The sequence below is a fragment of the Cryobacterium algoricola genome (genome assembly GCF_004402485.1).
GTDB classification, from domain to species: domain Bacteria; phylum Actinomycetota; class Actinomycetes; order Actinomycetales; family Microbacteriaceae; genus Cryobacterium; species Cryobacterium algoricola.
In genome coordinates, this window is the sequence record NZ_SOFG01000009.1 from 256,328 (window position 1) to 269,331 (window position 13,004).

General features: G+C 63.8%; 17 protein-coding genes. 6 read left to right on the top strand and 11 right to left on the bottom strand.

Annotated features, from left to right (window positions below):
* Window positions 1–4: 4 nt before the first annotated feature.
* Both E3O44_RS06450 and E3O44_RS06455 read right to left on the bottom strand, forming a co-directional pair.
* The gene (locus E3O44_RS06450) at window positions 5–367 is read right to left on the bottom strand and encodes a DUF488 domain-containing protein (RefSeq protein ID WP_134533643.1); all 363 of its coding nucleotides are present in this window, start codon (window positions 365–367) and stop codon (window positions 5–7) included.
* Window positions 368–370: 3 nt separating this feature from the next.
* Window positions 371–1,120 carry a TetR/AcrR family transcriptional regulator gene (locus tag E3O44_RS06455; protein WP_134533645.1) on the bottom strand — a complete coding sequence of 250 codons (750 nt, stop codon included), beginning with the start codon at window positions 1,118–1,120 and terminating at the stop codon, window positions 371–373.
* Here E3O44_RS06455 and pdhA point away from each other — a divergent pair.
* From pdhA to E3O44_RS06485, 6 genes are all read left to right on the top strand, one after another.
* Window positions 1,119–2,255 (top strand): pyruvate dehydrogenase (acetyl-transferring) E1 component subunit alpha, encoded by a 1,137-nt coding sequence (gene pdhA, locus E3O44_RS06460; protein WP_134533647.1) that lies wholly within the window; start codon window positions 1,119–1,121, stop codon window positions 2,253–2,255. The genes E3O44_RS06455 and pdhA overlap by 2 nt on opposite strands.
* Window positions 2,252–3,268, top strand: coding sequence for an alpha-ketoacid dehydrogenase subunit beta (locus E3O44_RS06465; protein ID WP_134533649.1), 1,017 nt, complete (start codon window positions 2,252–2,254; stop codon window positions 3,266–3,268). The genes pdhA and E3O44_RS06465 overlap by 4 nt, the downstream gene beginning before the upstream one ends.
* Window positions 3,265–4,554, top strand: coding sequence for a dihydrolipoamide acetyltransferase family protein (locus E3O44_RS06470; protein ID WP_134533651.1), 1,290 nt, complete (start codon window positions 3,265–3,267; stop codon window positions 4,552–4,554). Before E3O44_RS06465 ends, E3O44_RS06470 begins: the two co-directional genes overlap by 4 nt.
* Before the next feature lie 70 nt (window positions 4,555–4,624).
* Window positions 4,625–5,410: a (S)-acetoin forming diacetyl reductase gene (locus E3O44_RS06475; RefSeq protein ID WP_134533653.1), complete on the top strand. Its 786-nt coding sequence runs from the start codon at window positions 4,625–4,627 to the stop codon at window positions 5,408–5,410.
* An 875-nt stretch (window positions 5,411–6,285) separates the two neighbouring features.
* Window positions 6,286–6,639: a Cd(II)/Pb(II)-sensing metalloregulatory transcriptional regulator CmtR gene (gene cmtR / locus E3O44_RS06480; RefSeq protein ID WP_134533655.1), complete on the top strand. Its 354-nt coding sequence runs from the start codon at window positions 6,286–6,288 to the stop codon at window positions 6,637–6,639.
* Window positions 6,636–7,322 carry a cation efflux transmembrane domain-containing protein gene (locus E3O44_RS06485; RefSeq protein WP_134533657.1) on the top strand — a complete coding sequence of 229 codons (687 nt, stop codon included), beginning with the start codon at window positions 6,636–6,638 and terminating at the stop codon, window positions 7,320–7,322. Before cmtR ends, E3O44_RS06485 begins: the two co-directional genes overlap by 4 nt.
* A 51-nt stretch (window positions 7,323–7,373) precedes the next feature.
* On the opposite strand, the gene E3O44_RS06490 is transcribed toward E3O44_RS06485, so the two are convergent.
* From E3O44_RS06490 to E3O44_RS06530, 9 genes are all read right to left on the bottom strand, one after another.
* Entirely contained in the window at window positions 7,374–7,955 is a 582-nt protein-coding gene (locus E3O44_RS06490) for a recombinase family protein (protein ID WP_134533659.1), read from the bottom strand.
* Between the two features lie 13 nt (window positions 7,956–7,968).
* The gene (locus E3O44_RS06495) at window positions 7,969–8,172 is read right to left on the bottom strand and encodes an SHOCT domain-containing protein (RefSeq protein WP_241976105.1); all 204 of its coding nucleotides are present in this window, start codon (window positions 8,170–8,172) and stop codon (window positions 7,969–7,971) included.
* 101 nt (window positions 8,173–8,273) lie between these two features.
* Window positions 8,274–8,861, bottom strand: coding sequence for a DUF3105 domain-containing protein (locus E3O44_RS06500; RefSeq protein ID WP_241976106.1), 588 nt, complete (start codon window positions 8,859–8,861; stop codon window positions 8,274–8,276).
* A 339-nt stretch (window positions 8,862–9,200) separates the two neighbouring features.
* A complete protein-coding gene (locus tag E3O44_RS06505; RefSeq protein ID WP_134533665.1) occupies window positions 9,201–9,413 on the bottom strand; it encodes a hypothetical protein in 213 nt (70 codons plus the stop codon).
* Window positions 9,414–9,415: 2 nt separating this feature from the next.
* Entirely contained in the window at window positions 9,416–9,709 is a 294-nt protein-coding gene (locus E3O44_RS06510) for a thioredoxin domain-containing protein (RefSeq protein WP_134533667.1), read from the bottom strand.
* The gene (locus tag E3O44_RS06515) at window positions 9,706–10,377 is read right to left on the bottom strand and encodes a peroxiredoxin family protein (RefSeq protein ID WP_134533669.1); all 672 of its coding nucleotides are present in this window, start codon (window positions 10,375–10,377) and stop codon (window positions 9,706–9,708) included. Before E3O44_RS06515 ends, E3O44_RS06510 begins: the two co-directional genes overlap by 4 nt.
* Window positions 10,374–11,351, bottom strand: coding sequence for a cytochrome c biogenesis CcdA family protein (locus E3O44_RS06520; RefSeq protein WP_134533671.1), 978 nt, complete (start codon window positions 11,349–11,351; stop codon window positions 10,374–10,376). Before E3O44_RS06520 ends, E3O44_RS06515 begins: the two co-directional genes overlap by 4 nt.
* A gap of 110 nt (window positions 11,352–11,461) precedes the next feature.
* Window positions 11,462–12,550 carry a M56 family metallopeptidase gene (locus tag E3O44_RS06525; protein ID WP_134533673.1) on the bottom strand — a complete coding sequence of 363 codons (1,089 nt, stop codon included), beginning with the start codon at window positions 12,548–12,550 and terminating at the stop codon, window positions 11,462–11,464.
* Window positions 12,547–12,912, bottom strand: coding sequence for a BlaI/MecI/CopY family transcriptional regulator (locus E3O44_RS06530; RefSeq protein ID WP_134533675.1), 366 nt, complete (start codon window positions 12,910–12,912; stop codon window positions 12,547–12,549). The genes E3O44_RS06525 and E3O44_RS06530 overlap by 4 nt, the downstream gene beginning before the upstream one ends.
* Window positions 12,913–13,004: the final 92 nt, after the last annotated feature.

Here is a 13,004-nt window from a genome sequence, read left to right on the forward strand (position 1 = left end):
TTATTTAATTGGCGTCCAAGTACGCGGCCAAAATTAGCGCGTGATTGACCGCGGGGTCTCTCGCGCCATAGAGCAGGGTTGTTGGTCCGGCGGCCTGTGCTACGAGCTCGCGCAGTTCGGTCACGGCCCGCATTGTCACCGGGTCGCCGTCGAGTTCGGCGCGATAGCGGATGGCGAAGTCGTCCAGTCGCTCCGGATCGTGATTCCACCAGGTGCGCAGTTCCGGAGAAGGGGCCACCTGCTTGAGCCAGGCATCGAGACGGGCCCGCTCCTTGGAGACGCCCCGCGGCCAGAGCCGGTCGACCAGCACCCGGCATCCGTCGCCGTCGGCCACGTCATCGTAGATGCGCTTGATCCGGATGTTCACGGCCTACCTTTCCGGCGCGTCGGTGAGTCCGAGGTGGACCAAGGCGGCATGGGCGTAGTCTGCGGCAGCCTCAGCCGTGATCGGCTCGAGCAGCCCAAGCAGCCGTCGGCGGTAATCTTCGCCCAGCAGCAGCGCGTAGAGCACCTCGGCACGGTCGGTGGCAACCTGTCCTCGTTCGGCGTCGATGTGCTCGGCGAGTCGGGCGACGTGGCGCATGTCGCCGTTGTCGTGCAGCGTGCGGGCCAGATCGGGAAAGCGCAATGACTCGGCGATCACGAGCCTGTGCAGCCCGATCATCTGGGCGGAGTGCAGGCGGAAGACGATCCGGGTGGCCAGGGATTCCAGGGTGTCGCGGTTCTGGCTGTCGCCACTGACGGTCTCGGCGAGGCGGCCCTGCATCTCGGTGAAAACGCCGTCTTTGTTGCCGAAATAGCTGTATATGGTGCGCTTGGTTACCCGGGCGTCGGCGGCGATGCGGTCCACCGTGGCGTTCCCGAAGCCGTATTCGAGAAAGTTCGCCAGGGCGGCGTCGAGAATCTGCTCCTGCCGCTCGATGCGACCGGCCTCGGTGGGGCGGCCACGCTTTCGTTCGAGCGGATCTAGGTTCGCGGGTTGCACGGGGTGCCCTTCGGATTGTGGGTAACGCTGTACATCCACGGTACTCGTCGTTGTAGAATGATACGACGTCGTATCATTAATTCGATTCGACTCCTCAACCGCGACCTCACGAAGGCCGAAAAGGAGTTCAGACATGTCTACTCGACAGCGAACTGCGGTGGCACCGCCGAAGCCCGGCACGCACCAGAACGCCAATCCCACTGCTGTGATGCATCAGACGGCCCCGAGTGACACCGCCGGCGCGAAACGTTCGACCGACTTCTATCGACAGATGGTCTTCATTCGCCGGTTCGAAGAACGGGCCGCTCGGGCGTACACCCAGGCGTTGATCGGCGGCTATTGCCACCTCAACCTCGGCGAAGAAGCCGCCGTCGTCGGCCTCATGGCGGCACTGCGGCCCACTGACTACCTCTTCACCAACTACCGCGAACATGGCTACGCGCTGACCCGGGGCATTGACCCCAACCGGGTGATGGCCGAGCTCTTCGGCCGCTCAGACGGAGTCTCCAAGGGTTGGGGCGGCTCGATGCACATGTTCGACCTCGAAAAACGGATGCTGGGCGGTTACGGAATCGTTGGCGGCCAGATCCCATTGGCTACCGGTGCGGCCCTCGCCATCGACTACCGCGGTGTGGATGAGATCGTCATGTGCACCATGGGTGACGGAACGACGAACATAGGCGCATTTCACGAGTCGCTCAATATCGCGGCGCTCTGGAACTTGCCCATCGTCTATGTCGTCATCAACAACCGGCTCGGAATGGCAACAACAGTGGACAAGTCCTCGGCAGAGCCCGAACTGTACAAGCGGGCTTCCTCTTACCGGATGGCGTCAGAACGGGTCGACGGGCTTGATCCCGTCGCCGTGTTCGAGGCAGCCCAGCGGGCCGCGGCAGTCGCGCGCGGCGGAAAGCCGTTCCTGCTCGAGGTGATGACCGAACGGATGCGCGGGCACTCCGTGGTCGACCCCGGCAAGTACCGGAGTGCCGAGGAGATCGCACTCACCAAGGAGCGTGACCCTCTGGTCACCTTCGCCGCCCACCTCGTCGAGACGGGTCTGCTCACGGAGCAGGAGATCGCAGCCATCAACGATGCTGCCATCGCGCAAGCCACGGCCGCCGCGGTCTTCGCCGAGGCGAGCCCGTTCCCCGACGTGTCGACCCTGTTCGACTACACCTACGCCACACCCGTGGCAAACGACTCGCACAGGTTGCCCGGGCAACCCCTCTTCGAGCCGGCTCCGTACCCCGAGCACGAGGCCGCCCGATGAGCATCATGACCTATCGGCAGGCACTGCACGACACTCTGCGCTCCGAGATGCACCGCGATCCCGACGTCTTCTTGATGGGCGAGGAAATCGGCCTCTTCGACGGCGCATACAAGATCACCGAGGGCATGCTCGACGAATTCGGCGAGAAGCGGGTGCGCGACACCGCGATCGCCGAAGAAGGCTTCACCGGAGCTGCCATCGGTGCCGCGATGCTGGGGCTTCGCCCGGTCGTGGAGATCATGACGATCAATTTCAGCCTCCTCGCTCTCGACCAGATCGTGAACCACGCCGCCAAGATCTACGGCATGTTCGGCGGGCAGGCCCGCGTGCCTCTCGTCATCCGCACCCCGGGCGGCGGCGGCCAACAACTCGGCGCCACGCACTCGCAGAACATCGAACTGTTCTACGCTTTCGTGCCAGGCATGAAGGTCCTGGCCCCCAGCACCCCCGCCGACGCTAAGGCCATGATGCTCGCGGCCATCCGCGACGACGATCCGGTTCTCTTCCTCGAGAACCTCTCGCTGTACAACACCAAGGGCGAGGTTCCCGACGACGATGTCCCAGCCGAGATCGGCAAGGCCGCCATCACCCGTAGCGGCAGCGACATCACCCTGATCGGCTACTCGCGGATGGCGTACGTGGCGGCCCAGGTAGCCGAGCAGCTCGCCGAGTCCGACGGCCTCGACATCGAGGTTATCGATCTGCGGAGCCTGCGCCCCCTCGACCGCGGGACCGTGGTGGAGTCCGTGAAGAAAACACACGCCGCCGTCATTCTCGAGGACGACTGGCTCACCTATGGGATCGGCGCCGAAATCGCCGCGACGATCTCCGACGGTGCCTTCGACTACCTGGACGCACCGGTTCGTCGCGTTGCCATGGCCGAGGTGCCGATGCCGTACTCAAAACCACTGGAGACTGCCGCGTTGCCATCGGCGGACGACGTCATCGGCGCCATCCGGCAGACACTCGACGCGGTCGGCCGCAGCCGCAACCCGATGGAGAACAAGTCATGATCGAAATCACAATGCCGCGCCTGTCTGACACCATGACCGAAGGTGCGATCGCGGTGTGGCACAAGCAGCCCGGCGATCGGGTCGAGGTGGGCGACATTCTCGTGGAAATCGAGACTGACAAGGCCACGATGGATTACGAGGCCTATGACGCCGGCACCCTCTCGAAGCAGCTGGTGTCAGAGGGGGAGCAGGTTCTGATCGGCGCCCCCATCGCCCTGCTGGACGACGGTAGGGCGACCCTCGTGCCCGAGCCGGCCGTGGCTTCTCTTGGCGCGGTGCCAATTGCCGCTGCGCCCGCAGCTGACCTTGCTCCGGCGAAAGGCGCCCCGGCGCCGGCCTCGCCCGTCACCGAAGAAGGTGCCCGCCTATTTGCCTCCCCGCTCGTGCGGAAGCTTGCCAGGGAGAACCACCTCGACCTGAGCCAGGTCCACGGGACCGGCCCCGGCGGTCGGATCATCCGTGCTGACACCGTGGGCCTGCTTGAACAAGAGCCGGTCACCGTCGTCGCCCCGGCCAGCCGTGCGGTCGCGGCTCCGGTGCCCGCGGCCGCAGCGACCGGCGCCGTCGCAGCTACAGAGGACAAGCGTGGTTCGGAGGCAGTGGCGCTGAGCAGCATGCGGCGCATCATCGCGCGCCGCCTCGGCGAGAGCGCCCGCACCATCCCGCACTTCTACGTGACAGCAACAGCGGATGCCGAAAACCTTGTGCTGCTGCGCACCGACCTCAACGTTCAGCTGGTGGCGGCCGATCGCCCAAAGGTCAGTGTCAACGACTTGCTCATTCGCGCGAGTGCGCTGGCGCTGCGAGAACATCCGCTGGTGAACGCCTCGTACATCGACGATGCGAGCGGCGAGATGCTCGTGCATCACCGCATCAACGTGGGTGTCGCCGTCGCCGGGGCCGTGGGACTGGTGGTTCCGGTGATCGAGGATGCGGACCAGAAGACGGTCAGCCAACTCGGCACCGAGGCCAAGGCCTTGGTGGCACTAGCCAATACCAAGAAACTCACGGCGGCGCAGATGTCTGGTGGAACCTTCACGATCAGCAACCTCGGCATGTTCGGCGTCGACCAGTTCACCGCCATCATCAACCCGCCCGAAGGGGCGATCCTCGCCGTCGGCGGCATGTCCCTCGAGGCTGTTGTCGTGGGGGAGGAGATCCTGCCCCGCCACCGTATGACGTACACCCTCTCCGCGGATCATCGGATCATTGACGGGGCTTTGGCCGCTCAGTTCCTGCAGACACTCACCCGCCTCATTGAGAATCCGTGGACCATCCTGGCCTGAAGCGGGTGCCCCCGCTCCACCAGCCTCGCTCGACCCACACTCACGAACGTAGAAGATAGGACGCACCACAATGGCACGCACAGAAAACGGAAAAGTCGCACTCATCACCGGTGGGGGACAGGGAATCGGGCAAGGAGTCGCCGAGCGACTCCACGCTGACGGCTTTAGGGTGGCAATCGCCGACCTCAACCTCGAGACCGCGGGCGCCGTTGCCGAGTCGCTGGGCGGACTGGACGGCGGTGCACTCGCGATGCACATGAATGTTGCCGACAGAGGGAGCGTGTTCGCCGCCGTTGCACAGACCGTGACCGATTTCGGCGGCTTCGATGTGATCGTCAATAACGCCGGCATCGCCCCTACCTCTCCTCTCGCGGAGATCACCGAGGAGAGCATTGCCAAGATCTTCTCCATCAACTACAACAGCGTGATCTGGGGTATTCAGGCCGCCACGAAGGCGTTCAAGGAGCTCGGTCACGGTGGGAAGATCATCAGTGCCGCATCGCAGGCCGGTCACATCGGCAATCCCGGCCTGGCGTTGTACTCGTCGACGAAGTTCGCGATTCGCGGTCTGTCCCAGACCGCCGCTCGCGACCTGGCCCCACTGGGTATCACGGTCAACACCTTCGCCCCAGGCATCGTGCGGACACCCCTGATGGAGAACTTGGCGAAAAAGTTGGCCGCCGACAACGACAAGCCGGAAGCGTGGGGATGGGAGCAGTTCACCAAGGGCATCGCCCTGAACCGACTTGCCGAGGTCGCCGACGTCGCAGGCGTCGTCTCTTTCCTGGCCGGACCCGACTCCAACTACATCACCGGACAGTCGATTCTGGTCGACGGTGGAATGGTCTTCAACTAGTCAGGTAAAAATCTCTGCCCCGTGCACGATCGGGCAGCCGCACGATTTTCAGCGACAGCCTGAGAGAACTTGGGTATTGATGCGTGCACGTTTATTCAACGTTTATTGCCTCGAGACGGGCCGAGGCGGGCCGAGGGGTTGCGATATCATTTTTCGAAACATCGCAAGGAACTGTGGATCAGATCGAGATCAGTCCAGATGCGTCTAGGTCTCGGAAGAAGAGTCGCTTGGCCAGGAAGGGCCCGTCGCAATCCGTCGGTCCCGGGTTCAAGTCCCGGCCGCCCTACCGAAAAATCTCTTCTGATCAGGAATTTTAGTTTGGTCATTTCTCATGAGATTTGAGTGAATAGTCAAGAGGATTCGGGTCAGCGTCGCGCGGGTGGAACAGAACAACAGCCTGACCAGCACTTATATTCTTCTGTTTTGTCGGTGACGAGGCGATTGCTGCGAACGGTCATGGGTTCTAGCGACGCCTGGTCTCGAGAATGCGCGCTGATCTGCACGTTTCTTTAGCTCTGGCATGTGGCACTTGGTGCCGCGCACTTTTATTCACCACTTATTCGCTCGGAACGCGTCGTCGGCTGGTGAAATTCGTCTGTCCGATGAGGAGATTTGCCGTAGTTGTTGAGTCGGTGCGTGTCGGGTGGCGTGGGTCTTGCCAGCGCTCTTCGAAAAGTAGGCCAGTAGCGCCGACAGTTTCGCACGGCCAAATTTTCAACAAGCGTAGACGGGAGGCCAGGTGACGTGGTCATGAGCCTCGCAGCCAGGTGGTTCCACTGATTCTGAGGGGCGTGGTCGTGCTCTGTCATAGTTGTCTCCGCCGTTGCTTTGTGGGCACAATCAACAATGGTCATCCTGGACTGTATAGTCACTACATGCTGACGATTTCCTCGCGTCTGGGCGTGATGAACCGGATCGGGCGCGCGATGGCCGATCCGACCCGATCCAAAATCCTGTTGAGCCTGCTCGAGGAACCTGGTTACCCGGCGAAGCTCGCCCGAGAATTGGAACTCACCCGCTCGAACGTTTCGAACCATCTCAGTTGTCTTCGCGGCTGCGGCCTTGTTGTCGCCGTGCCCGAAGGGCGACAGACCCGGTATGAGATCGCCGACAGGCACCTGACCCGGGCGCTTCAGTCTCTGTTCGACGTTGTCCTCGCGGTCGATGATGGCACGGCCTGCGTAGACGAGAACTGTGACCAGCCGCTCTGCTGTGGGACGCCCGTGTGACCGCCCCGACGAATGGTTCAGGCGCCGTCCTAGATTCTGTGCGGAAACTGGTCCTCCAGCGTCGCATTCGAATCATCGTCGGCATAACGATCACCTACAACGTCCTAGAGGCGGTCATCGCTATCGCTGCAGGGAACGTGGCGTCCTCTGCCGCACTCATCGGCTTCGGGCTCGACTCGATTGTGGAAGTGCTGTCCGCGGTGGCGATCGCCTGGCAGTTCGCCGCTCCGGATCCTGAGAAACGGGAAAAGGTCGCTCTGCGCGTGATCGCGTACGCATTCTTTGCCCTGGCGGCTTATGTCATCATCGAGGCCGGCTTGTCCATCTTCGGGCTTCGGGAAGCCGCGCAAAGCCCGGTGGGCATCGTCCTCGCCGCTGTCAGTCTCGCCGTCATGCCCTTCCTGAGTTGGTTCGAACGTCGAACCGGCCGCGAACTGGGGTCCGCGTCGGCGATCGCCGATTCGAAACAGACCCTTATCTGCAGCTACCTCTCCGCCGCTCTCTTGATGGGCCTGGTGCTCAATTCGCTGCTGGGTTGGGCGTGGGCCGACTCCGTAGCCGCTCTCGTGATTGCGGCCTTCGCTATTCGTGAAGGCCTCGAAGCGTGGAAGGGTGAGAGTTGCGCGGTCCCGATCAGCGCACTTACCGGGGAACGCGTCATCGAGGACGACCACTGCTGCTAGCCAGCGACTCTGGAAGCGGAAGTCACCGGACGGACTAAGGCACAATCCGTGTCACGGTTGGATGTCGTTGATGCGGCGGTAGAGCGTGGTGCGGGACATGCCAAGATGACGGGCCACCTGTGAGGGTTGTTCGCCGGATTCGATGAGTTGGAGAGCGTTGCGGATCTGGTGCTCGGTGAAGGTCTTCCGTCGACCGCCGCGGTGTGTGCTCGAGGAACGTCGTTTGAAGACGCTTTCGCGGATGCGGTCCCGGGCCACCTCTAATTCCATGCCGGCGACGGCAGCCAGAACCGTGAGGACTGTGTTCCGTCCCGAGGCGCCGGAGTTGTCTGTGGACTCGCTGATGTCGAGGACTCGGGGTGCTGCCCCGTTTGCGCGGAGCGTCCCAGTCAGCGCTAAGAGGTCGGAGGTGGAGCGTCCCAAGCTGGCCAGCGTGGTGATGACGAGAGTGTCGCCCTCCCGAAGTGTGCCGATGGCGCGCTCCAGGAGAGAGGGATCGGTGCGACTGCCACTGACGCCTTGGTCGACATAGATGTCGTCTGGCCGGACGCCCGCATCGGCGAGGTCCCGTACTTGGTGGTCGGCGTCCAGGGCCTGCGGTGAAACTCGGGCGTACCCGAGCAGTGTGCCCACGTTCGGACCTTCGCTACCTGCCGTTGAGGATTTCGCGGCGCTGCCGATACTCGTTCTCATCGATTTCACCGCGTGCGAAACGTTCGTCGAGGATCGTTCTGGCCGAGCCGGGTGCGGCGCTATTGTCCTGCTGAGGGCGATCTCCGTGGAAGAGCCGGTAGAAGACAAACGCCAGGGCAACGATGCCCCCGATGGCGAATATCCACGCGAAGATCATCCATGGACCTGTCCAGCCCATCCCGCCGCACCCCATCATGGTGTGCTCACATTCTCTTGTCGTTCATTCGTGGAATTGGTGTTCTCTGTCGGAGCTGCAGGTCAGGACACCTTGCCGGGTCCGTCCAGGCCTCCGGTGCAGGGGGAGCCGGGTTCTGGAGCAGTTGCGGCCCCGCGGTACTTGGCGATGAATGCCGCGAGTCGGGGATCGGCCGGGTCGCTGATGTCGAGCTGCGTGCCCCAGGCCGATGCGACGATCGATGATGGGAGACCGGCGAACGGAGACAGGATCGCGTATGTCGAAGGGATCTCCTTGCGCAGAGCCGCGAGCTGATCACCCGTCACTTTTGAAGCGTCATAGGTGACCCACACGGCGCCGTGCTCGAGCGAGTGCACTGCGTTTTCGTTGGGGACGTTGTCGGAATACACGCCACAGTTCAGGAGTGTGACGGAATGGTCGCCGCCCACCGGCGGCAGCGGGTTGTATTTCACGGTGCCGGTGACGTGCTGGGAGGTCTGGTTCGGGAAGGTTTGTACGCCGTCAACGGATGTCGGTGCTGCCGCGTTCTTGGGGGCGCCGGTGGTTGTGACGACGAGGACGACGACGAGCACGACGATCCCCGCGGCGGACCAGGCTGCGGCGATTCCGATCTTCCGGTTCCGTTTCGCTTTGGATTGTTCCCGCTTCAAGGAGGCGACTTTTTCTGCCCGACGCACGGCTCGTTGCTGCTTAACGGGGGCCGGCGGGGCTCCGTGACCTCCGCCAGCTGAGTGGTCGTCCGAGTGTGGGGGTGTTTCACGAGCCATGTCAGCGGTCCTTCGGTTCAGGTGAAATGTACCCGATGGTGTCCTGTAACGACTTGAGTTCGGCTCGGGCGGCCTGAATGTCCCCTTGGACGTCCGTCGCCGGCTTAACGCAGCACGCGGCGTCACCCGGGGCGGTTCGGATGCGCAGCATAGGGCGCATGCAGAACCGCCAAGTCAGAGCCGCGGCAACGACGGTCGCGACCAGGGAGATCAGAATGGGGATCACGCGGTCGGTCCGGTCCCGGGGTGGCGTTCGTCGAATGCCGCGGCCTGTGGGCGGAGGGCGGCCACTTCGGCGCGCAGGCGGGCGAGTTCTTGTTCTTCGGGACCGTCGACGGTCTTTCCGTGGCCGCGTCCGCGCATCATGAACCACATCATCAGGCCTATGCCGACGGGGCAGATCAGGGCGGGGAGGATGTAGAGGAATTGCTGCATGGTCAGGATCCTTCTGGTCGGGTGGATTGGGTTGAGTCGGGGGTTTGGAGCATGGTGGTGAATTTCCGCCGGAGGGCGCGGGTGGACAGACGCCCGTGCGCGATCAGCAGGCCGTTGGCGACGAGTCCGGGGGTGAAGGCCAGGCGCTGCTCGCGGGCGATCGCACGGCCGGCATCGCTGTTCACGTCGACCTCGTCGATCTGGAGGGGGAATTCGGCGGACAGTTCGGCCAGCACTCGTTTTCCCGCGATACAGGAGGGGCAGGCGCTTTGAGTGAGTAGGGTCAGGGCGATCATGACGTCGTATCGGTCTTCAAGTCGAGGAGGAGCTGGTCGACGGGTACGAACATGGTGTATTTCGGAGCCCCGCCGTAGTCGGCGCGCCATGTGATGGTGCCGTCGGGACCCACGAGGATGAAGCTGTGGCCATCGGTGCTGGTGCCCATCATGCCGAATTCGTTGGCCCGGTACTTCTTCGAAGTGACCAGGTCGGGGTCGGACAGGACCGGGGTTTTCAGGCCCATGTCGGTGGTTTTCCGAGCGATTTGCTGGGCCGGGTCGGTTGTGATGGACACGACGGCGTCGATTCCCGCTGCCTGGAGCTTCGCGGCGTCCGTTTCCAGGCTGGTGATCTGCGTCCAGCAGGGTTCGCAGGCCAGGCCCTCCTGGAAGAAGAGCAGCACATTCTTGCCGGAGTAGTCGGACAGGGACACCTGTCCGCCGGAGTTGTCGGCGAGCGTGAAGCCTGGTGCGACCTGACCGATGCCGGGGGTTCCGACGTCGTACGACGACTGCATCGTCGTACCGGCGGCTGCAGTCGTGGGGGCGTTGGCGCTGGCGAAGACGCCGTATAGCCCGGCGAGGACGATGCCGGCGATCAGCAGCCCGGTGATCCAGCCGAACCAGCCGGGGCGGCGGGACCGGATGCTGGGGGACTGTTGCCTGTTTTTGGGGGCGGAACTCATTTGGTGGTGTCCTGTCCTGTGCGTGCGGAGGTTTCAAGGGCTGCATTGCTGCAGCAACTGGAGTCAGATTCCGTTGGTTCAACCGGCTCGCCGGTCGACGCCGGGCTTGGTTCCTGGGGTTCCGGTTCGGTGTGGTGGGTGGCACGCCAGACGAAGTAGCCGATTCCGGCAACCAGCACGATCGCGACGGCCCAGCCGGGAAGCCAAGCGAGCGCCTTGGTCGCCACGGAGACACTGTGTTGCAGGTCAGCACCGAACTGGGCCAGCCAGCCGCCGGAGGTCATGCCGGGTCCGACGGCGGCCTGGATATAGGTGAGGATGGCCATCACGATGAGTAGGACGGCGGAGGCGAAGCTGCCGACGGCGAGGCTACCGCTGAACCGGCCGAGGCGCAGGGTGATCTGGCGTCCCTGAAGCCACTTGCTTGAGCCCCAATCCTTACGGTCCCAGACCAGCGCCAGTATGGCGAGGGGGGCGACCATTCCGGCCACATAGGTGAGGCCAACGGCCAGGGCCGCGGGGAACGAAGCGGTTGCGCCGGAGAGGACCGCTACGCCGATGAGTACCGGAGCGCAGCACGAGCTGGCCGCTCCGGAGAACACTCCGAGTCCGTAGACCGAGGCGAGGCCGTGGCCGGCGGGAACTCGGCGCGCGAGCATCGGAAGCTGCAGCTTCCAACCGAACAGCATCGCAATGCCGCCGATCAGCATCGCCGTGGCTGCGATCGCGAAGACGATCGCGTGTTGGCCGGAGATCAGCCCGATCAAGGCCGTTGCTCCCAACCCGATCGGCACGATGATCGTGGCGACCCCGGCGGCGAAGACCAGGGTCGCTCCCACGATGCCGGAACGCCGCCGCATGCCCGACGCCAAGTAGGCGGGCAACATCACCGACACGCAACAGGGCGCGAGCAGGGCAACCAGACCGCCCAGAAAGGCGGTGAGCAGAGTGCCGCCGAACAGTAGATTTTCCATATATTCTTCGCCTTCACCCGGGCCGCATCGTGCGCGGACATTCACCTATCCTCCTAAGGAGATTAGGTGATCGTGATGCGATTGTCTAACTGGCGTGCCGAAGCTGAAAGTCAGCTGGAGAAGCGAAAGTCGTCCATGCTGTCGACGGAACACGGGGCATGCGCAGCAGATGCAGATGCAGGCGCAGGCGCAGGCGCGCTTCCGGACGTCGGAGAAAGGGACGACGACAGGCTGGTTGCCGGCGCGAGGGGGCACAGCACATGATCCGCGCTCGTCACGGCCGGCCAGCCGAGGGCGAGTCCGGGCGCGATCAGCAGCAGCACGATCGCGACCGCTGCAGCGCACGTGGGGAGGCGGCCCACAGATTGGCGTGGAGGGAGGAGCCGGCGGACGCGGGCCGCGGCCCCGGTTCCAGCGGCTCCGAGAGCGACGGCCGGCACCGCACGCGGCGGCACGGCTGCGACGGCCAGGAGCGCCGCCGCGACCGTGAGCCGGTGAGTTCGTGCAGCCGCGACATCGTCGGCTCGAAGTTCGACCAGGCGAGCCGTCTCCCGCGCAGCCAGCTGGAAAGGCGGGAGCCCGTGAAAGGCCTGCGACAGTGCCACGGAGAATGCCAGGGCGAGGTCGTGCCGCTCAGTGAGGTGCGCGCGCTCATGGGCCAAAACCGCGATGAGCTCTTCGTCCGTCAGGGCGTGAAGTGCGGCCGTGGTCACGACAGTGCGCCGGTGGATTCCGGGCATGCAGTAGACCGCAGCTTCCGTGGAATCGAGGATGACGATGTCGCGATCGATGTCCGGGCGACCAACCATGTCCAGAACTCGACGATGTGCATTGCGCTCCCGTGACATTCGGGCGCCCGTTGAGGCCAGGCCCCAGAAGCAGCGAGTGATGACGGAGCAGGCCAGTAGCGCCCCACCAATACCGACGGCGGCACCGGTCGGAGTCGAATAATGCTGTTGCAGCGCCATTGCACAAGCCTGGAGGACGTCGATGATGCCCTTTCCGCCCAGGCCGGCGACGGGAATCGCGAAGGACAGGCCGGCGAGGGCCAGCGAGCCCACGACCGCGACTGTCAGTGCCTGCCAGGACGCGATAGCGAGCCGGGGCGCACGATCGACCCAGTTCGCGCGCAACAGGAGCCGGGGGACGGCGGCGGAGAGCGCTATCGCGTACACGGTCAGGGTGATTGCGACAATCATGACTTCGGCTCGTTGTCCTGCGCGGCGGAAAGTAAACGGCGGAGTTCGGCTGCTTCGTCGTCGGGCATTTCGTCTACGAAGCCCACGAGTGCTGCCGCCCGGTCGTCGGCGAAGGACAGCGCCTCGCGGATGAGTCCGGACACATAATCGTCCCGGGTGGCCGCGGGACCATAGCGGAATGCGCGGCCGTCTCTTTCCTTGCTGAGCCAGCCCTTGCGATTGAGGATCTCGGTGACCGTCTGCACGGTGTTGTAGGCAAGCCCACGATTAAGCCTGTCCAGGATCTCCCGCACCAACAACGGATTCTCGGCCTGCCAGACCTCGTTCATGATCGCGTTTTCCAGATCACCGAACTTAGCCATGGTCGAGCCCCTTCACAATTGTCGTGCCTCGCGAACTGACCGGAAAAGGGAGTTCACCTCAACCCTAGTCACCTAAGGGAATTAGGCGCAGT

Bases quoted from the DNA above. Each gene is read 5' to 3' on its own strand.
- pdhA (WP_134533647.1), top strand. From the start codon at position 1,119: ATGTCTACTCGACAGCGAACTGCGGTGGCACCGCCGAAGCCCGGCACG.
- E3O44_RS06455 (WP_134533645.1), bottom strand. From the start codon at position 1,120: ATGTCTGAACTCCTTTTCGGCCTTCGTGAGGTCGCGGTTGAGGAGTCG.
- E3O44_RS06465 (WP_134533649.1), top strand. From the start codon at position 2,252: ATGAGCATCATGACCTATCGGCAGGCACTGCACGACACTCTGCGCTCC.
- E3O44_RS06470 (WP_134533651.1), top strand. From the start codon at position 3,265: ATGATCGAAATCACAATGCCGCGCCTGTCTGACACCATGACCGAAGGT.
- E3O44_RS06475 (WP_134533653.1), top strand. From the start codon at position 4,625: ATGGCACGCACAGAAAACGGAAAAGTCGCACTCATCACCGGTGGGGGA.
- cmtR (WP_134533655.1), top strand. From the start codon at position 6,286: ATGCTGACGATTTCCTCGCGTCTGGGCGTGATGAACCGGATCGGGCGC.
- E3O44_RS06495 (WP_241976105.1), bottom strand. From the start codon at position 8,172: ATGATCTTCGCGTGGATATTCGCCATCGGGGGCATCGTTGCCCTGGCG.
- E3O44_RS06505 (WP_134533665.1), bottom strand. From the start codon at position 9,413: ATGCAGCAATTCCTCTACATCCTCCCCGCCCTGATCTGCCCCGTCGGC.
- E3O44_RS06510 (WP_134533667.1), bottom strand. From the start codon at position 9,709: ATGATCGCCCTGACCCTACTCACTCAAAGCGCCTGCCCCTCCTGTATC.
- E3O44_RS06515 (WP_134533669.1), bottom strand. From the start codon at position 10,377: ATGAGTTCCGCCCCCAAAAACAGGCAACAGTCCCCCAGCATCCGGTCC.
- E3O44_RS06520 (WP_134533671.1), bottom strand. From the start codon at position 11,351: ATGGAAAATCTACTGTTCGGCGGCACTCTGCTCACCGCCTTTCTGGGC.
- E3O44_RS06525 (WP_134533673.1), bottom strand. From the start codon at position 12,550: ATGATTGTCGCAATCACCCTGACCGTGTACGCGATAGCGCTCTCCGCC.
- E3O44_RS06530 (WP_134533675.1), bottom strand. From the start codon at position 12,912: ATGGCTAAGTTCGGTGATCTGGAAAACGCGATCATGAACGAGGTCTGG.